This is a genomic window from Nocardiopsis sp. iso_25, from assembly GCF_056173305.1.
The window spans coordinates 2,945,024-2,966,910 of sequence record NZ_CM149667.1 but is presented as its reverse complement, the minus strand read 5'-3'; the positions used below and the strand labels follow the sequence as shown (position 1 = coordinate 2,966,910).

At 73.4% G+C, this 21,887-nt stretch carries 20 protein-coding genes; 8 read left to right on the top strand and 12 right to left on the bottom strand.

Annotation, left to right across the window (positions count from 1 at the left end):
- Nucleotides 1–299 precede the first annotated feature (299 nt).
- The 6 genes from AC0VX6_RS12825 to AC0VX6_RS12800 form a co-directional block, all read right to left on the bottom strand.
- Nucleotides 300–860, bottom strand: a complete 561-nt coding sequence (locus AC0VX6_RS12825) for a TIGR03086 family metal-binding protein (RefSeq protein ID WP_274977748.1) — start codon at nucleotides 858–860, stop codon at nucleotides 300–302.
- 285 nt (nucleotides 861–1,145) lie between these two features.
- Nucleotides 1,146–1,538: a VOC family protein gene (locus AC0VX6_RS12820; RefSeq protein ID WP_475468828.1), complete on the bottom strand. Its 393-nt coding sequence runs from the start codon at nucleotides 1,536–1,538 to the stop codon at nucleotides 1,146–1,148.
- Nucleotides 1,535–1,846: an ArsR/SmtB family transcription factor gene (locus AC0VX6_RS12815; protein ID WP_475468826.1), complete on the bottom strand. Its 312-nt coding sequence runs from the start codon at nucleotides 1,844–1,846 to the stop codon at nucleotides 1,535–1,537. Before AC0VX6_RS12815 ends, AC0VX6_RS12820 begins: the two co-directional genes overlap by 4 nt.
- 74 nt (nucleotides 1,847–1,920) lie before the next feature.
- Nucleotides 1,921–2,556 carry a maleylpyruvate isomerase family mycothiol-dependent enzyme gene (locus AC0VX6_RS12810; RefSeq protein WP_475468824.1) on the bottom strand — a complete coding sequence of 212 codons (636 nt, stop codon included), beginning with the start codon at nucleotides 2,554–2,556 and terminating at the stop codon, nucleotides 1,921–1,923.
- A 292-nt stretch (nucleotides 2,557–2,848) separates the two neighbouring features.
- A complete protein-coding gene (locus AC0VX6_RS12805; RefSeq protein ID WP_274977744.1) occupies nucleotides 2,849–3,409 on the bottom strand; it encodes a GrpB family protein in 561 nt (186 codons plus the stop codon).
- A gap of 115 nt (nucleotides 3,410–3,524) precedes the next feature.
- Nucleotides 3,525–3,911 (bottom strand): MerR family transcriptional regulator, encoded by a 387-nt coding sequence (locus AC0VX6_RS12800; RefSeq protein ID WP_274977743.1) that lies wholly within the window; start codon nucleotides 3,909–3,911, stop codon nucleotides 3,525–3,527.
- Nucleotides 3,912–4,133: 222 nt separating this feature from the next.
- On the opposite strand from AC0VX6_RS12800, the gene AC0VX6_RS12795 reads away from it, so the two are divergent.
- The 3 genes from AC0VX6_RS12795 to AC0VX6_RS12785 all read left to right on the top strand — a co-directional run bounded on the left by AC0VX6_RS12795 (nucleotide 4,134) and on the right by AC0VX6_RS12785 (nucleotide 7,655).
- Nucleotides 4,134–5,360 (top strand): alkene reductase, encoded by a 1,227-nt coding sequence (locus AC0VX6_RS12795; protein ID WP_274977742.1) that lies wholly within the window; start codon nucleotides 4,134–4,136, stop codon nucleotides 5,358–5,360.
- A 196-nt stretch (nucleotides 5,361–5,556) separates the two neighbouring features.
- On the top strand, nucleotides 5,557–6,642 hold the full coding sequence (locus AC0VX6_RS12790; RefSeq protein WP_475468822.1) for an SDR family oxidoreductase: 1,086 nt from the start codon (nucleotides 5,557–5,559) through the stop codon (nucleotides 6,640–6,642).
- Between the two features lie 329 nt (nucleotides 6,643–6,971).
- A complete protein-coding gene (locus tag AC0VX6_RS12785; RefSeq protein ID WP_475468820.1) occupies nucleotides 6,972–7,655 on the top strand; it encodes an NAD(P)H-binding protein in 684 nt (227 codons plus the stop codon).
- Nucleotides 7,656–7,921: 266 nt separating this feature from the next.
- On the opposite strand, the gene AC0VX6_RS12780 is transcribed toward AC0VX6_RS12785, so the two are convergent.
- The gene (locus tag AC0VX6_RS12780; RefSeq protein ID WP_475468818.1) at nucleotides 7,922–9,694 is read right to left on the bottom strand and encodes an ATP-binding cassette domain-containing protein; all 1,773 of its coding nucleotides are present in this window, start codon (nucleotides 9,692–9,694) and stop codon (nucleotides 7,922–7,924) included.
- Nucleotides 9,691–11,526, bottom strand: coding sequence for an ABC transporter ATP-binding protein (locus AC0VX6_RS12775; RefSeq protein ID WP_274977738.1), 1,836 nt, complete (start codon nucleotides 11,524–11,526; stop codon nucleotides 9,691–9,693). Before AC0VX6_RS12775 ends, AC0VX6_RS12780 begins: the two co-directional genes overlap by 4 nt.
- A gap of 653 nt (nucleotides 11,527–12,179) precedes the next feature.
- On the opposite strand from AC0VX6_RS12775, the gene AC0VX6_RS12770 reads away from it, so the two are divergent.
- Together AC0VX6_RS12770 and AC0VX6_RS12765 are read left to right on the top strand one after the other, a co-directional pair.
- Nucleotides 12,180–12,509, top strand: a complete 330-nt coding sequence (locus AC0VX6_RS12770) for a hypothetical protein (RefSeq protein ID WP_274977737.1) — start codon at nucleotides 12,180–12,182, stop codon at nucleotides 12,507–12,509.
- 242 nt (nucleotides 12,510–12,751) lie between these two features.
- Nucleotides 12,752–13,636: a universal stress protein gene (locus tag AC0VX6_RS12765; RefSeq protein ID WP_475468816.1), complete on the top strand. Its 885-nt coding sequence runs from the start codon at nucleotides 12,752–12,754 to the stop codon at nucleotides 13,634–13,636.
- 188 nt (nucleotides 13,637–13,824) lie between these two features.
- Here the strand turns inward: AC0VX6_RS12765 and AC0VX6_RS12760 are convergent, their stop codons facing one another.
- Genes AC0VX6_RS12760 through AC0VX6_RS12750 form a run of 3 tightly spaced genes read right to left on the bottom strand, consistent with a single transcriptional unit; the run spans nucleotide 13,825 to nucleotide 16,735 of the window.
- Nucleotides 13,825–14,694: a citryl-CoA lyase gene (locus AC0VX6_RS12760; RefSeq protein ID WP_274977735.1), complete on the bottom strand. Its 870-nt coding sequence runs from the start codon at nucleotides 14,692–14,694 to the stop codon at nucleotides 13,825–13,827.
- A complete protein-coding gene (locus AC0VX6_RS12755; protein ID WP_475468814.1) occupies nucleotides 14,691–15,944 on the bottom strand; it encodes a CaiB/BaiF CoA transferase family protein in 1,254 nt (417 codons plus the stop codon). The genes AC0VX6_RS12760 and AC0VX6_RS12755 overlap by 4 nt, the downstream gene beginning before the upstream one ends.
- Nucleotides 15,941–16,735: an IclR family transcriptional regulator gene (locus AC0VX6_RS12750; protein WP_274977733.1), complete on the bottom strand. Its 795-nt coding sequence runs from the start codon at nucleotides 16,733–16,735 to the stop codon at nucleotides 15,941–15,943. Before AC0VX6_RS12750 ends, AC0VX6_RS12755 begins: the two co-directional genes overlap by 4 nt.
- Nucleotides 16,736–17,042: 307 nt before the next feature.
- Between AC0VX6_RS12750 and AC0VX6_RS12745 the strand changes: the two genes are divergently transcribed.
- Genes AC0VX6_RS12745 through AC0VX6_RS12735 form a run of 3 tightly spaced genes read left to right on the top strand, consistent with a single transcriptional unit; the run spans nucleotide 17,043 to nucleotide 20,206 of the window.
- Complete coding sequence (locus AC0VX6_RS12745; protein ID WP_475468812.1) at nucleotides 17,043–18,032, top strand: Bug family tripartite tricarboxylate transporter substrate binding protein; 990 nt, start codon at nucleotides 17,043–17,045, stop codon at nucleotides 18,030–18,032.
- Nucleotides 18,029–18,643, top strand: coding sequence for a tripartite tricarboxylate transporter TctB family protein (locus AC0VX6_RS12740; protein ID WP_274977731.1), 615 nt, complete (start codon nucleotides 18,029–18,031; stop codon nucleotides 18,641–18,643). The genes AC0VX6_RS12745 and AC0VX6_RS12740 overlap by 4 nt, the downstream gene beginning before the upstream one ends.
- Nucleotides 18,644–20,206: a tripartite tricarboxylate transporter permease gene (locus tag AC0VX6_RS12735; RefSeq protein ID WP_475468810.1), complete on the top strand. Its 1,563-nt coding sequence runs from the start codon at nucleotides 18,644–18,646 to the stop codon at nucleotides 20,204–20,206.
- A gap of 126 nt (nucleotides 20,207–20,332) precedes the next feature.
- Here the strand turns inward: AC0VX6_RS12735 and AC0VX6_RS12730 are convergent, their stop codons facing one another.
- Entirely contained in the window at nucleotides 20,333–21,886 is a 1,554-nt protein-coding gene (locus AC0VX6_RS12730) for a sodium:solute symporter (RefSeq protein WP_475468808.1), read from the bottom strand.
- Nucleotide 21,887: the final 1 nt, after the last annotated feature.

Sequence of the window (21,887 nt, the reverse complement as noted above, 5' to 3'; positions counted from 1 at the left end):
CAGTCGTGGGGCTCCCGGAAGCCGACACGGCGCGCGGGGCCGGGATGCGGGAGTCCGGGGAGCCGCCACTCTGGCGCGTAACCCGCAAGGGGAGGGCTAAACACCCGCGTGTGGTCACCCGGGCCGTGGTCGCGGTGGGTCCGGCGCCCGCCCGCCCGCAGGGGCGGGGGGCGGGCCCGCCGACCCCGGCGGCGGTCAGGCCGCGCAGCCGGTGCGGGGTTGTGTGCGCGTGCGGGGGGTGGCCGGGCACGGGACCGGCCCCGGTCGGGTGCGGGACCCGGCCGGGGCCGCGCGGTCGGTCAGGGGGTCCTGCCGGTGCGGGCGATCAGGCGGTCCTGGGGGCTCGCGTCGGGCCCGACCTCGACCGGGGCGCCGAACATCGGCCCCGGGCCCAGGTCCTGGTCGCTCAGCCAGGCGTGGACCTCCTTGACCAGGTCGGGGTCGAGGCGTTCGTCGGCGCCCAGGGCGCGCGCCAGGTCCCAGGCGTGCACCGTCAGGTCGAAGGTCATCTGCCACAGGTAGAGCTCGGCGGGCGCGTCGCCGAAGGACAGGTGCACCGTGCTCTCCAGGGAGGACGGCGCCAGCCAGGCGGTGCGGGCCTCGCGGGCGGCGACCTCCCAGGTGGTGATGGGCTCCTCGCCCAGGTTGTCGCCGTCGAGGCGGTCGCCGACCTCCTCGACCCGGGCGCCGTCCAGCAGGAGCGGCGCCCACAGCTGCTCGGTGGTCAGGTGGTTGACCAGGTCGTGCACGTCCCAGTCGGCGCACGGCGTGGGCAGAGCCCAGTCCGTCAGCTTGACCTCGCGGACCCGGCGGTCGAACTCCCCCATCGCGGTTCCGTGCAGTTCGGTCAGGTGTGGCATGAGTGTCCCCCGGGACGAAGTAGCGGTTGTGCGCCGGTCCCCTACCCGTGCCGCCAGGGGGTGAATCCGCCCGGGCGCGGCGGCCACGGCCGCCCGTACGCGTGCGTGCGTCCGGGCGCGGGCGCAGCCCGGACATGGTCAACGACGCGGTAGTCGGCCGTCCACCGCGCGACCGGGCGCGGGCGGGGCCAGGTCTGGCCCGAGCAGCCCGGACCGGCGCGCCGCCCGTGCGCCCGGGCGGAGTCCGGCCGCCGGGGCGGCCGGGCCCCGCACCCGGGTGAGTGCCTACTGCGGCTCGGTCGCGATCTGGATCAGGTTGCCGCAGGTGTCGTCGAAGACGGCGGTGGTGACCGGGCCCGTCTCCAGGGGTTCCTGGGTGAAGCGGACGCCGAGGCCCCGCAGGCGCTCGTGCTCCGCCCGCACGTCGGCGACGGCGAACTGGGCGAGCGGGATGCCGTCCTTGACCAAGGCGTCGCGGTAGGCGCCGACGGCCGGGTGGCCGGAGGGCTCCAGGAGGAGCTCGGTGCCCTCGGGCTCGTCGGGCGAGACGACGGTCAGCCACCGGTCCTTCTCCCCCACCGGGACGTCATGCTTCTTCACGAAGCCGAGGATCTCGGTGTAGAAGTGCTCGGCCTCGGCCTGGTCGTTGACGAAGATGCTGGTCAGGTGGATCTTCACGGGTTGCTCTCCTCCGGTCCGGACGTGTCTGGCGCAAGCCATCGCTCGGCGATCCGCCGCAGCGGGGCCGTGTTGAGGTCGTGGAACTTGTAGCGGCCCTCGCGCCTGGTCTCGACGAGCCCGGCGGCCTCCAGCACGGCGAGGTGCTGGGAGACCGCCTGGCGCGAGATGCCGAGCTGGTGCTTCATGGCCAACCGCGAGCAGATCTCGAACAGTGTCTGGCCGGACTTCTCCGTGAGTTCGTCGAGGATGGTACGACGAGTCGGGTCGGCCAGGGCCTTGAAGAGGTCGTTTGCCACGACCACCATGATAGGCAAGTAAAAACTTGCATGTCGAGTCGGAGCGCGTGTTGCGGAGCGGTCCCCCGTTCCACGGCTGCGGGTCAGCCCTCCGCGCGTTCGCGCAGGATCTCCACACCGTCGCCGGTGAGCTCGTCCAGGTGTGCGGAACGGCCGGTCATCGCCATGATCAGGGCGAGCGTGCTCCCGCGGACGAGGGGTCCGGCGCCGGAGGCGAACGGACCGTCGGTGGCCTGAAGCCTCAACCCCCGGATCCGGCTCCTGGCGACGACGACCTGGTCCGAGCCCCGGTAGTAGTCCGCCACGAGGGTCAGCGTGGCGATCGGACGTGCGCTGACGATGCCCAGGGGCCGCCTGATGTCCTCGCCGTGCACGATCACCTCACCCAGGACGGCGGGCTTGGGCAGGGGCGGTGAGGTCGTGCTGTCCACGATCCCCCGGAAGCGCGCGAGGGTGTCGGCTCCGGAGTCCCCCATCTGCTCCGCCAGGCGCATCGCGACCTGGGCGTCGAAGTCGAACCGGCAGCGGACGACCCCGGCCAGCCATCGCAGGCCGTTGAGGCTCGCCGACGACGTCAGGTGCGCGAGCACCTCGCGCACGGTCAGTCCCGCGCACAGCGACGGCGTCGCCCACCGTTCCCCGGTCAGTCCCGACAGGTCGTCGGCCAGCGCCGCCCGCTCCCGGTGGATCAGCGACCACAGGTCCGCACGGCCGCTCACCGGCGGGTTCCGTGGCGTGGGCGGGGTGTCGGTGACGTCATGGGGCTCTCCTCGGGACGGGCTCTCGCCTCGCCCCCACAGTGGTGGGCGGACGCCGGGATTATGGCCCAGGCCTGCGACAGTTCCGCGCTCCGTCGCCCACGGGGGCGTGGTGCTTCCGCGCCCACGGGCACACGGTGCTCGCGCCGTCCGCATCGCCGGGTCGGGGCGTCGGCCTCCTGGTGCGGTGACGGCCCCCGCCCGTGTGGGGCAGGGGCTCCCTGCCCCGGGCGAGGGGCGCGGATCACCGGCGTCACTTCTCCCACACGGGTGTGGTCGGTAGACCGAGTTCCCTTCGCGCGCGGTCGGTCACTTCCTGGACGAACTCGGTCTTCGCCGCGGTGTAATCGCGCGGGGAAGCGGTGGTGGCCGCGAGCCTTCGCTTCAGTTGCGCGTAGCGGGCCGCCTCCCGCGGGTGGGAGCGCAGGTAGTCGCGCAGAATCCTCTGGTTGCGAGTCGGCCAGCTCGCCCGGGTGACCACGTGCAGGATGTGCGTGCGCACCCCGTCGGGTACGCGCACGTAGAGCAGCCGGTCGTTCATCCCGTTCGTGTGCGGGGTGAAGCCGAGACGGGCCAGGCCGGGCTCGTGGTCGCGGACCTCCCGCAGGGAACCGGTGGCCGCCATCAGGTCGATGACGGGTTTGGCCGCGAGCCCCGGGACGGACGTGGACCCGATGTGCTCGATCTCCGTGAACAGCCCGGGAGCCGCGTCGCGCAGTTCCGTGATGGCGGCGGAGGCCATGCCGGGCCAGCGCGGATCGTAGTCGGTGATCGTCGTCGCGGCGGGTTCCATGGAGGACAGGCTGCCAGCCATGGCCCGGCGTGGTCTCCGCTCCGCTGCGGCGTCCGCCGACCCGGAGGAGCCCAAGGAGTTCGCCCAGTACGGCGGCGCGGCACGCAGACCCTGGGCCGGAGAGCGCCCACCGGGGTCAGGCGAACGCGGAGTCCTGGTCGACCTCCACGGGGGTGGCCTCGCGCAGGAAACGGCGCACGGCGTCGCGGTTGCGGGTCAGGGCGTCGATACGGGCGTCCATCTGCTCGACCTCGCGGGCCAGGTTGGCGGCCAGTTCGCTGTCCACCTGCGGCCGCAGCCCCGGCCCGGAACCCTCGAAACAGGGGACGACGACCCGGATGACGCGAGTGGACAGGCCCGCGGCCAGAAGGTCGCGCACCTGCTCCACACGCGTCACGGAGGAGTCGGGGTAGGAGCGGTAGCCGTTGCTCTCCCGCTGCGGGTGCAGCAGACCCTGTTCCTCGTAGTAGCGCAGGGTTCTGGTGGTCACGCCGGTACGGCGCGCCAGCTCACCGATCTTCACTGCTCGGCCCTCCGCCCCCTGCCCAAAGGTTGACACTCACGTACACGTCAGAGTGTACCGGGCGCCACCTGTTCGGCCGCTGCTCCACGCGTGGGAGCAGGAGCGGAGAGCACTCGTGCCCACCGTGCTTGACATTCACGTCAACGTCAAGGTTTATCTTCGGGGATCGGGCGACTCGCCCCGTTTGACCAGCATGTTCACCACTGCCCCGGAGAGAAGGCCATGCACCACGACCGCACCGCATTGTTCGACCCCGCCCGGTTCGGCGCGCTGGCACTGTCCAACCGCGTCGTGATGTCACCGCTGACCCGTAGCAGGGCCCTGCCGGACGGCCGTCCTGGTCCTTCGGCCGGGCTCTACTACGCCCAGCGCGCCTCGGCCGGGCTCATCGTCTCCGAAGGCACCGCCATCTCACCCGAGGCCATCGGCAACCCCGACATCCCTGGCCTGTGGAACCAGGAACAGGTCCGGGGATGGAAGCCGGTCACCGACGCGGTCCACGAGGTCGGCGGGACCATCGTCGCGCAGCTGTGGCACACCGGACGCGCCTCGCACCCGAGTCTGCAACCCGGCGGCAAGGAACAGGTCGGCCCCTCCGCCATCGCGATCAACGGCTCCACCTTCGCCCGCGACGGCCGCACCCCCCACGTGAGACCCCGCGCGCTGGAGACCGAGGAGATCCCCGCGATCGTCGCCCAGTACGGCCGGGCGGCGCGCAACGCGCGGGCGGCCGGGTTCGACGGCGTGGAGCTGCACGCCGCCAACGGCTACCTCATCGACCAGTTCCTCCAGGACGGCTCCAACCACCGCACGGACCGCTACGGCGGCAGCGTCGAGAACCGGGCCCGGCTCCTGCTGGAGGCCCTGGACGCGCTGATCGACGCGGTCGGCGCGGACCGGGTCGGGGTGCGCCTGTCGCCGAGCAGCACCTTCCAGGACATGGCCGACTCCGATCCGGTGGCGCTGTTCACCCACGTCCTGGACGCCCTCGCCGAGCGCGACCCGGCCTATCTGCACCTGGTCGAGCCGGGCATCGTCGGAGACGACTCGGCACGGCGCCCCGCCGACAGCATCGACAGCCTCTGGGTCCGCAAGCGCTATCCCGGGCGCCTGATCGCGGCCGGTGGCTACGACCGGGAGCGGGCCATGGCCGCCGTGGGTGAGGGCAACGCCGACGCCGTCGCCTTCGGCCGTGCCTTCATCGCCAACCCCGACCTGCCCCGGCGTCTGGAGGTCGGCGCCGAGCTGAACGAGGCCGAGCGGGCGACCTTCTACGGCGGCGACGGGCACGGTTACACCGACTACCCCTCCCTGGAGGCCGAGCGCCACCTGACCGACCTGCGCGAGGGGCGTGCCGAGCCGGTCCCCGGGCTGGACTTCGGCCCCCAGACGCCGCTGGAGCAGTGGCACCTGGCCTGGGCTCAGCGGCACGCGGCAGCCCGGAACTGACTCCGGTCGTCGCACAACGCACCAACCGCACCCGGCCCGGTGCGCACTCACCCACCATCGGTCCCGACCGGGCGTGCGTCACGACGGGGCCGCCCGGGCCGTGACGGACCGGCGTGCCCCACACGGCAAAGCCCCTGCGCCGTCCCCCGGCCCTGCGGGCGGTCAGGAACGGACTTCCAGAGGAGAGTAAGGACACATGAACACAGCCAGCCGACCTGAACGGCGCGCTCTGGTCGTGGGCGGAACCGGGATCGCCGGCCGGGCCCTGTGCCGGGAACTGGCCACGCGGGGGTGGCGCACCGCCAGCCTCTCCCGCCGGGCCACCGCACCCCGAGACGGGGTCGAAGTCCTGCGCGCCGATCTGACCGATCCCGAATCCGTCCGAGCGGCCCTGGCCGGGTCGCGACCCACGCACGTCTTCTTCACGGCGTGGAGTCGCCAGGCGACCGAGGCCGAGAACATCGCCGTCAACTCCGCCATCGTCCGCAACGTCATGGACGTGGTGGGCCCTTCCGGGCAGCTGCGGCACGTGGCGCTGGTCACCGGCCTCAAGCACTACCTGGGCCCCTTCGAGGCCTACGGCACCGGAGCGACGCGGGACACCCCTTTCCATGAGGACGAGCCCCGCCTGGACACCCCGAACTTCTACTACGCCCAGGAGGACGAGCTGTGGCGGGCGGCCGCGCGGGACCGGTTCGCCTGGAGTGTCCACCGCTCGCACACCATCATCGGCCACGCCCTGGGCAACGCCATGAACCTCGGGCAGACGCTGGCCGCCCAGGCCGCCCTGTGCCGCGCCGAAGGCCTGCCCTTCGTCTTCCCCGGCAACGAGGTGCAGTGGAACGGAGTCACGGACATGACCGATGCCGGTCTCCTGGCCCGTCAGATGATCTGGGCCGCCACCGCCGACGGTCTGCCCAGCCAGGCCTACAACACCGCCAACGGAGACGTCTTCCGCTGGCGCTGGATGTGGCCCCGGATCGCGGAGCGGCTCGGCGTCGAGCCCCAGGGCTACGCCGACCGCCCGCGCCCGTTGGAGGAACAGATGGCCGGGAAGGCAGACGCATGGCGCATGTTGGCCGAACGTGAGGGCCTGGTGGAGACCGACCTCGCACGGGTGGCGTCCTGGTGGCACACCGACAGCGACCTCAACCGTCCCCTGGAGTGCTTCACCGACATGAGCCGCAGTCGCCGCGCAGGATTCACCGACTACGCCGACACTCTCACGTGCTTCACCGATCTGTTCGAGACCCTGCGCCGCGAGCGGGTCATCCCCGCCTGATCCGGGCTCCGTCACCCGGAGCCCCGCGGTGGGAGGCACGCGGACGAGACGCTCCCTGGTCACGGTGACCACCGGGCCCGGACGGACCGGCGGGTCCCGGCCCTTCTCCGGAACCCGTGCGGCACGGCTGGAACCGGGGCAGTTCCCCTTACGTCCGCGTCGCCGGACGGTCGGCCCGTAAAACTTGAGGACCACTTCGCCCTGCTCCAGAGTGCTCCAGGTGGGGAGAACCGGAGAGCGGATACGTTGTGGCACCGGGAACCACCGGTCGAGACGGTCCGGCCAACAGGACCCACTCGACCTCGAAGCCGGTACAGAAGGAGGCGCTCATGTCCGACACCAAGCGCGTGGTCATCCTCGGCGGCCACGGCAAGGTCGCCCTGCTCACCGCACCCAAGCTCACCAACGCGGGCTACCGGGTCGACTCGCTCATCCGCGACCCCGGCCAAAGCACCGACGTCGAAGCCGTGGGAGGCGATCCCGTCGTGCTCGACATCGAGCAGGCGGACGTTGAAGCCCTCACGCGAGCCTTCGACGGCGCACAGGCCGTGGTGTTCGCCGCCGGCGCGGGCGGCGGCAGTCCGGCGCGCACCAACCAGGTCGACTACGAGGCGGCCGTGCGCGCGATGGCGGCCGCCCAGGCGGCGGGCGTCAGGCGCTTCGTCACCGTGTCCTACGCGGGCGCCGCGGTCGACGTCGACCGGATCGACCCGGACAACTCCTTCTACGCCTATGCCAAGGCCAAGCACGACGCCGACGCACACCTGAGGGAGACCGGACTGGACTACACGATCCTCGGTCCCGGGAGGCTCACCCTCGAACCGGCGACGGGGAGGATCCGGCTCGCGCACGCCGACGGCACGATCGACGGCCGGCCACCGGGCGAGGAGGGCCACACCTCCCGGGACAACGTCGCCGAGGTGATCACCCACGTCATCACCGCTGACGCCGCCATCCGGCAGACCGTGAACTTCTACGACGGGCAGACACCGATCTCCCAGGCGCTCCGGTGAGTCACACCACGACCGGAGGGGCCGGTTCCGCACGCGGAGTCGGCCCGTCCGGGGGTTGACCGGCGAGAAGCCGTCGACCGCGTGATCTGTGCTCTTCCGCGTGGTCTGCGCTCTTCGGGGCTTGCGCCAATCGACACATGCGAGGAGCGTCCTTGCGGCTGGCCCGGCCACAGCCGGGGGAACCCCGGTGCGGCCGGACCCGTCGCGCGACCCCGGCGAAGCCCGCACGGCAGGGGCGGGAACCGGTCCGGGCCCGGCGTGTCCGGTCAGACGAAGTACCGGGCCTGGAGGCGGAACAGCTCGGCGTAGAGCCCGTCGGTCCGGCTCAGCGTGTCGTGGGTGCCGGTTTCGACGACCCGGCCGCCGTCCATCACCACGATGAGGTCGGCCGCCCGGGCGGTCGTGAGGCGGTGCGTGACCAGCACGGTCACACCGCCTTCCTGACGGCCCAGGTCGGCGTACCGCTGGAACAGCCACTCCTCGGCGCGCGCGTCGAGGCTGGCGGTGGGCTCGTCCATGATCCGCAGCAGCGGCGCCCGCCGCATCGCCGCCCGGGCGTTGGCGACCGTCTGCCACTGGCCGCCGGACAGCCCCTCGCCGTCCCACGACCCGCGCCCGAGCCGGGTGTCCAGGCCCTCGGGCAGCGATGCGAGGAGCCTGTCCCCGCCCGCCGTCCGCAGCGCCCGGAGGATCCTCTCCGGGTCGTCGCGTTCCTCCAGCCGCCCCAACCCGACCGCGTCCCGCAGGGACAGTTCGATGTGCACCGGGTCCTGGAAGGCCGCCGTGATCCGGGCGCGCCACCGGTCCGGGGCGAACCGCGCCAGATCGGTCCCGTCCACCAGCACGCGCCCCTGAACGGGCTGGTAGAGGCCGCTGAGCACCTTGACCAGCGTCGACTTGCCCGCGCCGTTCTCGCCGACCAGCGCCACAACCGAGCCGGCCGGGAGATCGAGGTCGATACCGCTCAGCGCGGGCCGGTCGCGGTTCCAGTACCGGAAGCCCAGACCCTCCACCCTGATGCCGCTCTCCAGCCGGGCGGGCACCGCCACCGGCGCGGTCGGCACGACGGCGGCACGTTCGGCGGCGCCGTCCCGCACCACGTCGAGGAAGGCCCGGGTGGCCCGGAGCGACTCCATCGTCCAGAAGGACAGGTTGAGCAGGCTCTGCACCTGGCCGGTGATCTGGCTGCTGACGGCGACGGCCGCGACGATGAGGCCGAGCGGGGCGTCGCCGACCAGTCCGGCCCGCACCATCAGGGCGACGGCGGTCGCGTACGCCAGCACGAAGAGCAGCCAGGCCAGCGCGACCGGGACCCGGGCCAGCCCGTCGGTGCGGGCGATGTCGCGGCCCGCGGAGTCCCACTCCCGGCGGTGCCTGCGCCGCAGTTCGTCCGCCAGCCCGAAGAGGCGGGTCTCACGACCGGGCGCGGCGGTCGTGGCGAGCGTGAACAGGTGACCGGCCAGCCGGGTCCGGGGTGTGGCGCGCTCCACGGCCTGCCCGCGCCTGCGGTCCGCCGCCCGGGTGGCCAGCACGGCGGGGAGGGCGAAGAGCGGCAGCAGGGCCAGGACGGGAACGACCGAGGCCATCAGGGCGGCCGAGGCGACCAGGGCCAGCGCTGCTCCGGCCAGCCACATCAGCCGGTCGAAGCCCGGCCCGATCTCGCCCCGCGCTCCGCGCACCAGCGCCGCCCGGTCGGAGCGGCTCGAACGCTCGTGGACCTCCAGCGTCGGCGTCGTGCCGACCGCGTCGACGAACCGGCGGTCGACGTCGCTCTGGATCTCCTCCTGGAGGCGCAGGCGGGTGAAGTAACCGGCGACGAAGGTGCCCTGGGTGAGCATGACGAAGACCGCCACGCACAGCGCGAGCACCACCAGGCCGCTGGTCGAACCGCCGGTGGCCGCCTCGCTGAACAGCCCGATCGCCACGGCGAGGCCGATCCCGGTGGCCTGTTCGAGAAGCGCGATCGCCACCGCGACCAGGGAGCGGAACCCGTCGACGCGGGGTCCGCTGGTGAGGACGAAGCGCAGGGCGCTGATCACGACGGTGCCTCCTCGAAACGCTTGGCCTGCAGACGGAACAGTTCGGCGTAGCGGCCGTCGGCGCGCATCAGGTCCTCGTGCGTGCCGTCCTCGACGATGCGGCCCTGGTCGAGCACGACCACCCGCTGCGCCCTGCGCACGGTCGCGAACCGGTGGGAGATCGCGACGGTCGTGGCCCCCGCGGTGAGTTCGTGGAACGTGTCGTAGAGCCGGGCCTCGGCGCGGGCGTCCAGGCTCGCGGCCGGTTCGTCCATGATCAGGAGCCGTGCGCCGTGCCGCAGGCCGAACAGCGCCCGGGCGATGGCGATGCGCTGCCACTCGCCGCCCGACGCGTCGACCCCGCCCTCGTAGCCGCTGGACATCACCGTGTCCCAGCCATTGGGCAGCCCCTCGACGAACTCCAGCAGTCCGGCCCGGCGCGCCGCTTCCCGCAGGCCCTCCTCGTCGTCGGCGTGGGCCGGGGAGCCGAAGGCGATGTTGTCCCGCACGGTCAGCTCGTAGCGGCCGAAGTCCTGGAAGACGGCGACCACCTTGCGCTGCCAGCTCCGGCGGTTGGCGTCCTCGATGAGGGTCCCGCCGACGCGCAGGCGGCCCCCGCTGGGAGCGTCCAGACCGGCGAGGAGCCGGGCCAGCGTCGTCTTTCCGGCCCCGTTGAGGCCGACGACGGCGAGCGACTGCCCCTGGGGGACGTCGAGGTCGATGCCGTGCAGCACCTCGTCCGCGGCGCCGCCGTAGCGGAAGCGCAGACCCTCGCAGGAGACGGTCGCGGCCGGTTCGGTCCAGGGCGGGGCGTCGGACCCGCCGGGCGGGTCCGCGGCCGGAAGGGCGAACGCCTCGGCGGCCGCCCTGGAGCCGAAGCCGGTGCGCAGGTCGTCCTCGTCCGCCCGGAGCACCTGCAGGAGGGCCCGCAGGGCCAGGCCGCCCAGCGCCAGGTCGCCCACCGTCGTGCCTCCGGTGGCGGCCCGGTAGGCGAGGTAGTAGAAGACCGAGGCGACCGTGGCGCCGGTGACCACGACGACCACCACGACGAACACGCGGTGCTCACGCCTTCGCCGCCAGACCTCGGCCATGTTCACGCGCCACTCGGCGTGGTAGGCGTCGCGGAAGAAAGCCGTGAGCCCGAAGAGGCGCACCTCCCGGGCCGCGTCCGGTGTGGTCGGCACGTCCCGCAGGTAGGAGGTGCGGCGCAGCTTCAGCGTCTGGTTCACGGTCTCGACGACGGCGGTCCGGTAGTTGCGGACCAGCCGGAGGTGGAGCACCGCGAAGACCGCGAAGACGATGATCCCCAGCCCCCAGGTGACCTGGGTGAGCAGGGCCGCGGAGCCGACGGCGGTCACCCACAGCGAGGCCTTGGCCGACAGGCCGAAGACCGCCTCCCCGGGCGGCATGTCGATGGTGCCGTCACCGCGCGCCCGACTGAGTCTGCCCTGGTAGTCCGGGTCCTCCAGGTGTCCGATGGTCGCCGGTTGCGAGGCGGATGCCATCACGCGCTCCCTCAGCCGGCCGGTGACCCGGCGGCCCAGGGCCCGCCCCAGAGCCGTCCGAGCCGAATCGGCGACGTGGGTGAGGAGGAACAGCACGACGATGAGGGCGACCCAGCGGTAGCACTCCCGCGCCGCCGGGCTGTCCAGCCCCTGGCCGACGGCCGAGGCGAGTCCGTCCACCAGTGCGCCGATCCCGATGGTGATGCCGACCGGGGCCGCACCGGCGAGGACGGCCAGCACCGTGGTCAGGGCGGCCGGGCCCGGTGCAACGGAGAAGGAGTAGCGGACCAGGGCGGGAAGGACCCACCGCGTGGCCGGGGGCGGGAGGCGGTCCGTGTCCGCGGTCACACCCGCTCCCGGTGGTCGAGGTTGCGGGGGGATGGAGGGCACGCTGGTGGCGCGCATCGGGGGGTCCTCTCGGAAGCCGGGCATGCCCTGGAGGGCGGGCCGGAGGGTCGGCGAGGAGCACGTTACGGGGCGAGCCGCCCGGGGCGCGACGGGTTTTCCGGCGGCCGTCCGGTTTTCCGGCGGCCGTCCGGGGCGCGGGGCACCGCTCTCCCGTGCTGTCCTCGGCGCAACGGGTCCGCGACCCGGCCGTGGAAGCCCGCCTACTCCTGGTGCATGCGCCGGGTGACGGCCTCGTTGGACAGAGCGGGGGCGGTGAAGGCCCGGTCTTCGGACCGCTCGCGGCCGTGCGGCTCGTGGCGGCCGCCCTGACACCTGTGCTGCCGCGCGAAGCGCGACGGGATCCGCCCGAGGGCGTGTGAGCCCCGCTGAGGTTCAAGAACCCCTTTGGCCTGCGCTGACCCTCCCGGGAGACACGCCGACGGGCTTCCCCTCCGGGGTCACTCCGCCAGCCCGATCGAGGAAAGACGCATCAATATCACACCTTGGGGTAGCGCAACAGTCAGGAACAAGGAACGTGCTCCGTTCGTCATCATCCGCCCGGCAGTGGGGTGGCCGACCGGGACACGGGACCGACAGACGAGGAGGAAACCGCCATGAGGAACCCCCTGAGGACGGCGAAGAACCAGCTGATGCGGCGCACCGGGCTGGCCCGCCCGGCACCGGGCAGGCGCCCGCGTGCCGGTGGGCGCACGGGCGGACGCGGCAGCGACCCCCTGGCGATGGCCCAGCGGTTCGCCCGGTCCGCGGCCCGGTCCCGGGGCGGCAGCCCGCTGGGACGCGGCGGAAGTCCGCTGGGGCGCGGCGGCCCGGATCCGCTACGGGGTCCGGCGCGCCGGACGCCTCCGGGACGACGGAGCAGCCCCGGTGGGCAGGCCCTGCGGTGGATCAACTCCCTGACCAGGAGGCGCAGGCCCCGCATCTGACCCGCGCGGCGGACCCGGTTCGGCGCGACAGGCGCCGGGCACGCAGGACGACGGCTTCGGACAACACAGCGTGACACCACGCGCGACACCGCGGGGCGGGCCCTTGGAGGCCCGCCCCGCGGCCGTGCGTGCGGCACGCCCGTCCCGGTTCCGAAGGGAGCGGACCGGGCGGGACTCGCCCGGAAACCGGGAGCGGCCCGCCCTGGAAGCCCGTCCTGGTGATGATGGTGGGTGACGCGGTGGTGACGAGACCAGTGGAGGTTGTCATGGAGCGGTCGGTCCTCGTCGGGGTGGACGGTTCCGATGAGAGCCTGCGGGCGGTGGAGTGGGCCGCGGCGGAGGCCTCCCGGCGGCACTGCCGCCTGCGGACGATCACGGCCTTCCCCGCGCCGTCGCCTGACGCGGCCTTCGTCTGGCCCGAGGAGGAGATCCGCGCGAGCGCCCGCGCCGTCCTGGACCTGGCCGGGGAACGCGCGTCGGCCGCGGCCCCCGGTGTGGCCGTGGACCGGGAGGTGGCGGTGGACTCCCCCGGCCGGGCGCTGCTGGCGTGCGCGGGGCAGGACGGAACGGCCCTGGTGGTCGTCGGGCACAGGGGGCGCGGCGGGTTTTCCGGGCTGAGGGTGGGATCGGTGGCCTACCGCGTGGCCGCGCAGTCGTCGGTGCCGGTCGTCGTGGTGGGGCCGCGGCCCGCGGCCGACGACAGCGCCGAGGTGGTGGTGGGGGACGACGGGTCGGCCGGCGCGGAGCGGGTCCTGGCCGAGGCGTTCGAGGCCGCCTCCACCGGGGGCGGGCCGCTGCGCGTCGTGCGGGTCCGGGAGTCGCCGCTGCCGTTCCTTCCCCCCGTGGTCGCGTCGGCTCCCCGGGCCCGGGAGAACGGCCCTGACGATGAGGCCGCCCTGGAGCGCGCCGTCGGGCCCCTCCGTGCCCGGTACCCGGAGGTGGAGGTGAGCACCGAGGTGGTGGACGGCCGCCCCGTCGCGGCGCTGACGGACGCGGCGCGAGCGGCGCGGCTGCTCGTGGTCGGGGCGGGCGGCGAGTACGGACTGACCCGACTGGCCCTGGGTTCGGCGGCCCACGGGGTACTGCACCGCTCCCCCTGCCCCGTCATGGTGGTCCACACGGGTTGACGGGGCGGCGGGACGCGCGTCCTCAGGGCCGACCGGCACGAGCACGCCGTCCCGCCACCGGTCCGGGCGCGCGGGGAACAGCGTGAGGGCCGCGGGCCCGGGCCGCCCCGCCGGGTGACGCGGAGGAGGGGCGGGCACCGGGCCGGACGGAAGCACCGGCGCCCGCCGTTCGGGGGGACTCTCCGCGGTCAGTCCCGGCCGGGCTCCGGGGAGAGCCGCGGGTCGTCGGCGGCGAGGTGGCGGGTCGCGGGGCCGTCGTAGCCCGCCAGCACCGCCCTGGGCAGGGGCCCCTTGATGCGCGCCCCGCCCTGGTGCTCCTCCCAGGCGTGGGCGAGGATGCCCACGGAGCGGGAGAGGACGAACAGCCCCCGGGCCAGCTCCGAGGGGAAGCCCAGCGAGGCGTAGACGACCGCGGTGGCGGCGTCGATGTTCATCGGCACGGGGCGTCCGCGCCCCTTGGCCAGCGCCTCCTCCAGCGCCAGGGCTGCCTCCAGAGGCCCCGCGGGGACGAGGCCGTCCTCGACCGCCTCGCGCACCAGCCCCAGGAGCGGGTCGCGGCGCGGGTCGCGCGGGTGGAAGCGGTGGCCGAAGCCGGGCACGTACGCGCCGCGCCCGCGGTACTCGGCGACCACCTCCTCGGCCACCCGCGCCACCGGGGTCCCCTCGGCGACGCGCCCGGCCATCTCCTCCAGGAGGGCGACGCACTGCTGGCCCGCGCCGCCGTGCACGTCCCCGAGCAGGTTGACGCCGGTGGCGACGGCGTTGTTCAGGCCCACCCCGCAGCTGGCGGCCATCCGGGCGGCGGCGATGGAGGGCGCCTGGGGGCCGTGGTCCACGGCGGAGACCAGGGCGGCCTCCAGCAGGCGGGAGCGGCGCGGGTCGGGCAGCTCGCCGCGCAGCATGAGCCAGACCGTGTCGACGAAGGAGACGCGGCCGATCAGCTCCTGCACCGGGTAGCCGCCCGGTTCGATCTCGCCGGGGGCGATCCGGATCAGCCCGGTCCGCCACCAGCGGCCGATCTCCTCGTGGGTCATGGACGGCGTGTCGGACGTGCTCATACGGCCTTCTCCTCGCGCAGTGCGTCGATCTCCCGGTCGCTGAACCCCGTCTCGCGCAGCACCTGCTCGGTGTGCTCGCCCAGCAGGGGCGGCGCCGTGCGCGGACCCAAGGGCGCGCCGTCCACGCGGACGCCGCTGCCGAGCACGCGCAGCTCGCGGTCCTCGTCACCGCCGGGGAAGGGCAGCGTGTGCACCAGCCCGCGGTGGGCCACCTGGTCCAGTTCCAGCGCCTGGGCCACGGTCAGCACGCGGGCGGCGGGAACCCCGACCCGGGCCAGCTCCCCCTCCCATTCCAGGGCGGGCCGGGTGCCCAGGTGCTCCTCCAGGGCCTCGCGGAGGGCCTCGCGATGGGCCTTGCGGTCCTCGCGCTGGGCGAAGCGGGGGTCGCGCGCCAGTTCGGGCGCGCCCACGACCGCGCACAGCGCCTCGAACTGCTCCTGCTTGTTGGCGGCGATGTTGAGCGCGCCGTCGGCGGTGGCGAAGGTGCCCGAGGGGGCCGCCGTGGCGTTCTCGTTGCCGATGGGGGCCGGCTCCACACCCGCGGACAGGTAGTTGGACACGCCCCAGCCCATCGCGGTGATCGCGGTCTCCAGCATGGACACGTCCACGCTGCTCCCCCGGCCGGTGCGCTCCCTCCTGACCAGGGCGGTGCTGATCGCGAAGGCGGCGGCGAGGCCGCCCAGGACGTCGGCGATGGGGAAGCCCGCGCGCAGGGGGCCGGTGCCTGGCGTGCCGGTGGTGCTCATCATCCCCGACAGGCCCTGGATGATCTGGTCGTAGGCCGGGCGTCCGCTCAGGGGGCCGTCGGAGCCGAACCCGGACACCGCGCAGTAGACCAGGCCGGGGTTGATCGCGCTCAGGTCCTCCCAGCCGAAGCCCAGGCGCTCCAGCACGCCCGGCCGGAAGTTCTCCAGCAGCACGTCGGAGCGGCGCACCAGACGGGTCATGGCCTCCCGGCCGCCGGGGGTCTTCAGGTCCAGGGTCAGGGAGCGCTTGCCCGCGTTCTGGGCCAGGAACGACGCGCCCAGTCCGCGTCCGTTCAGCTCCGCCGAGGCGCCGAGCTGGCGGGCCAGGTCACCGGAGCCGGGGACCTCGACCTTGACCACGTCGGCGCCCATGAGCGCCAGCTGGTAGCCCGCGTAGGGTCCGGCCAGGACGTTGGTCATGTCCAGGACGCGCACCCCCGCCAGCGGCAGGGCCCTCTCCCCGGCCTCGGAGCCGGAGCCTGTGTCGGTGTGGTTGTCGGTCAACGTCTCTCCTGTGTTCCGGGTCCCGCGGTCCCTCCCGAGGGGTCGAGCCCGATGTCGGTGATGCGGCGGGCGGCGTCGACCACCGCCGTGGTGAAGCCCTCCACGGCGGCGTCGGTGAAGCGGGCGGTGGGTCCGCCCACGGCCAGCGCGGCGACCGGCACCCCGCCGGCGGGGCCGTAGACGGGCGCGGCCACGCCGGAGGCGCCCCGCTCGCGTTCGCCGTGGCTGACGGCGAAGCCTCGTGTGCGGGCCAGTTCCACCTCCTCGCGCAGGCGGCTGACGTGCCCGGGGCCGTGGGGGGAGGCGGCGGCCACGCGCAGCAGCAGGGACTCCCCCGCGCCGATGAGCAGCACCTTGCTGGCGCCCCCGCCCCACAGGACCATCTCGTCGCCGACGTTGACGACGTGGCGCAGCCGTTGGGGGCCCTCCTCCTTGGCCACGCACACGCGGGTGGCGTCGGCGCGGACGTAGAGGTTGACCGTCTCGGCGGTGTCGGCGACGAGTTCGCGCATGACGGAACGGACGGCCTCGGGCACCTGCCAGACGGCGTGTGCCAGGCGCGACCAGCGCAGGAGGCTGGGGCCGACACCGACCCGGCCGTCGGGGGCCGTCCACAGCAGTCCGCGCTGCTCCAGGGTCGCGACCAGCCGCAGGACCGTGGTCTTGGCCAGGCCGGTGCGCTCCACCAGTTCCCGTGTGGAGTAGCGCTGGTTCCTCTCGTCGAACAGGTCGAGCAGGTCCAGGGCTCGCGCGACGCTGCGCACGGTGCCGCCGGAGTCGCCGTCAGGCATCCCTCCCCCTTCCGTTTGGTCCACCAGGTGGTCTATCAAGACCGTCAAGTGGAATCGCGCCGTCAGCGTAGCGCAACCCCTCGGCGGACGGCCAGCCCCTCCCCGAAGAGCACCCCCCACCGGCGAAACCCGGACTGGCCTGGGCGAAAGGGAGGACCGACACGGGACTGTGCGTCGCAACACACTCGTTAACAAAAGGTTTCGAATCGCCATTGACAGAGATCACAGGGGCTCGCATGATTTCCCAGACCACGAAACGGTCCCGTTGGACCACCTGGTGGACCAGCGGGCCGAAAGGGAGTGAAGGATGAACAGACAGCGGATCCTCCGCGCGTCGGGGGCCGTGGCCACCGCGCTCCTGGTGGGCGCCGCCGCGACGAACGCCGCGCTGTCCGACACGAACGCGTCGGAGGCCCGCGCCAGGATCGACATCGTCGTCCCCGCCGACCCCGGCGGCGGCTGGGACCTGGTGGCGCGCGAGGCGCAGCACTCCCTGCGCGTGAACGACATCGTCGACAACACCCAGGTCCTCAACCTCCCCGGCGCGGGAGGGACCATCGGCCTGGCGCAGACGGTGCGCCGCGAGGGCAGCGCCACGACGCTGATGACCACGGGCACCGTCATGATCGGCGGCATCATCGTCAACGACTCGGCCCAGACCCTGGAGGACGTGACACCCATCGCCCGCGTCGCCGACGACTACGAGGTCTTCGTGGTCCCCGCCGACTCACCGATGGAGGACATGGGCGACCTCATCGAGGCCTGGCGGGAGGACCCGGGCGCGGTCGCGGTCGGCGGCGGCTCCCTGGGCGGCACCGACCACCTTCTGGCGGGGCTGGCCGCCCAGTCGCAGGGCGTCGAACCCCAGGCCGTCAACTACATCCCCTTCGCGGGCGGCGCGCAGGCGCTCACCTCGCTGCTCTCGGGCAGCCTCGACGTCGGCGTCTCGGGCTACAACGAGTTCAGCGACCAGGTGGAGGCGGGCAACATCCGCGTCCTGGGGGTCTCGGCCCACGAGCGCGTCGAGGGCATCGACGCCCCGACCCTGCCCGAGCAGGGCGTGGACGCGGTGCTGCCCAACTGGCGCGGGTTCATGGCCCCGCCCGGCATCACCGAGGCCGAGCGGGCGGAGCTCACCGCGATCGTGGAGGAGATGGTGCGCACCGACGAGTGGCGCGACACCCTCCAGCGCAACCGCTGGGACGACACCTTCCAGAGCGGCCGCGAGTTCGAGGAGTTCCTCGCGGCCGAGATCGAACGCATCACCGACGTCACCGAGGACCTGGGGCTTTCATGAGCCAGCACAGCACAACACCCACCGCCCCGGGCGAGCCCGGCGCGCGGCCGCCGGAGGAGCGGCGCACCTGGTGGAGGGGGCGCAGCGAGATCTTCGTCGGCCTGCTCACCATCGGCATCGGCGTGTTCGTGGGCGTGCAGACGCTCACCATGCACGTGCCCGACAACTCGGCCTCCCCGGGCCCCCAGCTCTTCCCCGCGATCGTCGCGGTGCTGATGCTCGCCCTCGGCGCGGCCCTGGTCGTCCAGGTGGCCCTGCGCCCCGCGGTGCCCGAACCGGAGGGGGCCGACCACTCCGACGCCGACGCGGGCGTGGTCGGCGACCTGGTCGAGGGGCGCGGCCCGGCCGCGGGCGCCCCCGCCGCCCACAGCGACTGGCGCGCCGTGGGCACCGTGCTCGGCTCGGTGGTGCTCTTCGCCCTGCTGTTGCAGCCGGTGGGCTGGCTGCTGTCCGGCGCGCTGCTGTTCTACGGCGTGACCTGGGCCTTCGGGGGCAGGCGCCCGCTGTTCGAGGCCGCCGTCGCGCTGGCCTACTCGTCCGTGGTCCAGCTCGCCTTCGTCGGCGGGCTCGGCCTCAACCTGCCCGCCGGAATCCTGGGAGGGGTGCTGTAAGTGGAGACCCTGAGTCTGCTCGGCGGCGGGTTCGCCGCCGCGCTCTCCCCAGAGAACCTGCTGTGGGCGTTCGTGGGCGTGCTGCTGGGCACCGCCGTGGGCGTGCTGCCCGGCCTGGGCTCGGCCATGGCCGTGGCCCTGCTGCTGCCCGTGACGTTCAAGCTGGACCCCACCGGGGCCTTCATCATGTTCACCGCCGTGTACTACGGCGGCCTGTTCGGCGACTCGACCACGTCGATCCTGATGAACACGCCCGGCAACAGCTCCGCGATCGCCACCGCGATCGAGGGGCACAAGATGGCGCTCAAGGGCCGGGCCTCCCAGGCCCTGGCCACGTCGGCCATCGGCGCGTTCACCGGCGCGGTGGTGGCCACGACGGTGGTGGCCTTCTTCTCCAAGGTGATCATCGACATCGCCCTGCGCTTCGGCCCGGCCGAGTACCTGGCGCTGGCGGTCCTGGCCTTCGTCGCCACCTCGGCGGTGGTGGCCCAGTCCATGGTGCGCGGGCTCATCGCGCTCTCCATCGGCCTGGCCATCGCGATGGTGGGCATCGACGCCCAGAGCGGCGCGGCCCGCTTCACCCTGGGCGTCCCCTCCCTGTTCGAGGGGATCAGCGTGGTCACGGTGACCGTGGGCCTGCTCGCGCTGGGCGAGGTGCTGCACGTGGTCTCGCGCGTGCACCGGGGCGGGGGCGCGGGCGCGGGCGCCAAACTCATCACCGGCACCGGCACCCCCTGGCTGAGCGGGCGCGACCTGCGCCGCGCCGTCCCGGCGTGGATCCGCGGGCTGGGCTTCGGCCTGCCCTTCGGCGCGATCCCGGCGGGCGGCTCGGAGATCCCGACCTTCCTGGCCTACGGCACCGAGCGCAAGCTCTCCCAGCTCCGGGCGCGCCGGGGCAAGCGGCCCGACGAGTTCGGCGACGGCGCGATCGAGGGCGTGGCCGCGCCCGAGTCGGCTGCCAGCGCCACCGCTGGCACCGCGATGGGCGCGCTGCTGGGTCTGGGCCTGCCGACCTCGGCCACGGCCGCGATCATGCTGGCCGCCTTCCAGCAGTACGGGATGCAGCCCGGCCCGCTGCTGTTCGAGCGCAACGCCGACCTGGTGTGGGCACTGCTGGCCAGCCTGTTCGTCGGCAGCGTCATGCTGCTCATCCTCAACCTGCCCTTCGCGCCGCTGTGGGCCAAGCTGCTGCTGATCCCGCGGCGCTACCTGTACGCGGGCATCACCGGTTTCGCGGCGCTGGGCGTGTACGCCGCGTCCTACTCCATCACCGACCTGTGGCTGCTGATCGTCCTGGGGCTGCTCGGGTTCATGATGCGGCGGTACGAGATCCCGGTGGCGCCGGTACTCATCGCGGTCATCCTCGGTCCGCTGGCCGAGACGGAGCTGCGCCGGGCCCTGGCCATCGGCCAGGGCGACGTGGGAGTGCTCTTCGCGGGTCCGATCACGATCGGGATCTACGCGGTCCTCGTGGCCGCCGTGGCCCTGGTCGCGTTCCTGCGGATCCGCGCCCGCGCGCGTTCGCGCGAGGCGCGGCGCGAGGAGACCGTCGACGCGGGGTGAGCGTCGCGTGCGCGGGGCCGGTCCGGGGCGTGTTCCGGACCGGCCCCCGCTATGTGTGCGGAGGCGGGAGCAACGACCGGCGGCGCGGCGGGACCTCGGCGCGGGCCGGGGTCGGACCGGGCAGGATCAGGGCCGCTCCCCCTCGTCCGCCGGGGCGGCCCCGCCCTCCGCGCGGGGCGCCCGGCCGGTTCCGGCGCCGGAGCCCTCCTCAGGTGCCTCCTCGGGGCGGGGCGCGGCGCCGCGGTGGCGCAGCGACAGCAGGTAGCCCAGGCCCAGCACGATGGTCGTGCCGATCGCGGTGTACCAGGTGAAGCCGACCAGGTCGGGCTGGAAGAGGAACAGCCAGACCATGGTGGCCACCGCGACCGCGAAGGAGACCATCGCGTCGAGCTGGCGGGCCCGGCGCACCCACAGCCCCAGGAAGAACGCGCCCAGCAGGCCGCCGTAGGTCAGGCTGGCCACGGACAGGCCCAGCTCCACGACCGGGTTGTCGGTGCCGGTGAACATCGCCGCCGCCCCGATGAAGACCAGCCCCCAGCCGAGGGTGAACAGCCTGCCCAGCCGCAGGCCCTGGGCGTCGGTGAGCGTGCGCCTGCTGAACCGCTGGTACAGGTCGGCCATGGTGGAGGAGGACAGCGCCGACAGCGAGGACGACAGGGTGCTCATCGCCGCGGCCAGGATTCCCGCCAGCAGCAGGCCCGACAGGCCGACCGGCAGCCCCTCCACGATGAACGTCGGGAAGAGCTCGTCGGAGTTGGCCAGGCCCATCTCCTCGACCGAGGCCCCCTCGTAGTAGGCGTACAGCGCCAGGCCCACGGTCAGGAACAGCGCGAACTGGAAGAACACCACGACGGCGCTGCCGATCACCGCCTTCTGGGCGTCGCGCAGGCTGCGGCAGCCCAGCAGCCGCTGCACGATGATCTGGTCGGCGCCGTGGGAGGCGGTGGAGAGCAGGGCCCCGCCCAGGACCGCGGTGACCGTCGCGTAGGGGGCCGAGACCGGGTTCGAGGTGAAGTCGAGGAACTGGGTCTTGCCCGCGTCGGCGGCCACCGCCAGGAAGTTCACGTCGAGGCCGCCCGCGATGACCGCCAGGGCGGCGACGCCGCCGACCGCGTACACCGCCATCTGCAGGACGTCCACCCAGACCACGGCCCGGATGCCGCCGACGAAGGTGTACAGGATCGTCACCACGCCCAGCAGCGCGATGATCGCGAAGTAGGACAGGTCGATCCCGTAGGAGTCCAGGATGATCTTGACGGGGATGGCCGCGGCGAACAGCCGCACCCCGTCCGCGAGCAGCCGCGTGAACAGGAACGCGACCGAGGCCGTGCCCTGCATGCCGCGGCCGAAGCGGGTGCCGAGGTAGGCGTAGGCCGTGGTCATCTCGCCCCGGTAGTAGCGGGGCAGCAGCACGAAGGCCACGACCACCCGCCCGATCAGGTAGCCGACCGCCACCTGGAGGAACGTGACGTTGCCCAGGTAGGCCACGCCGGGGATGCTGATCACGGTCAGGGCGCTGGTCTCGGTGGCCACCACCGACAGGCACACCGCCCACCAGGGCAGCTGCCGGTTGCCGATGAAGTAGTCCTTGATGTCGCGCTGTCGGCCGGAGAGCCTGAGGCCGAGCCAGGCCGATCCCAGCAGGTACACCGCGATGACCACGAGGTCGATTGTCTGCACT

Coding starts and splice junctions, on each gene's coding strand:
- AC0VX6_RS12760 (WP_274977735.1), bottom strand. CDS start 14,694: ATGAGCACGTCCGACACGCCGTCCATGACCCACGAGGAGATCGGCCGC.
- AC0VX6_RS12815 (WP_475468826.1), bottom strand. CDS start 1,846: ATGGTGGTCGTGGCAAACGACCTCTTCAAGGCCCTGGCCGACCCGACT.
- AC0VX6_RS12750 (WP_274977733.1), bottom strand. CDS start 16,735: ATGCCTGACGGCGACTCCGGCGGCACCGTGCGCAGCGTCGCGCGAGCC.
- AC0VX6_RS12795 (WP_274977742.1), top strand. CDS start 4,134: ATGCACCACGACCGCACCGCATTGTTCGACCCCGCCCGGTTCGGCGCG.
- AC0VX6_RS12785 (WP_475468820.1), top strand. CDS start 6,972: ATGTCCGACACCAAGCGCGTGGTCATCCTCGGCGGCCACGGCAAGGTC.
- AC0VX6_RS12805 (WP_274977744.1), bottom strand. CDS start 3,409: ATGGCTGGCAGCCTGTCCTCCATGGAACCCGCCGCGACGACGATCACC.
- AC0VX6_RS12740 (WP_274977731.1), top strand. CDS start 18,029: ATGAGCCAGCACAGCACAACACCCACCGCCCCGGGCGAGCCCGGCGCG.
- AC0VX6_RS12745 (WP_475468812.1), top strand. CDS start 17,043: ATGAACAGACAGCGGATCCTCCGCGCGTCGGGGGCCGTGGCCACCGCG.
- AC0VX6_RS12790 (WP_475468822.1), top strand. CDS start 5,557: ATGAACACAGCCAGCCGACCTGAACGGCGCGCTCTGGTCGTGGGCGGA.
- AC0VX6_RS12825 (WP_274977748.1), bottom strand. CDS start 860: ATGCCACACCTGACCGAACTGCACGGAACCGCGATGGGGGAGTTCGAC.
- AC0VX6_RS12770 (WP_274977737.1), top strand. CDS start 12,180: ATGAGGAACCCCCTGAGGACGGCGAAGAACCAGCTGATGCGGCGCACC.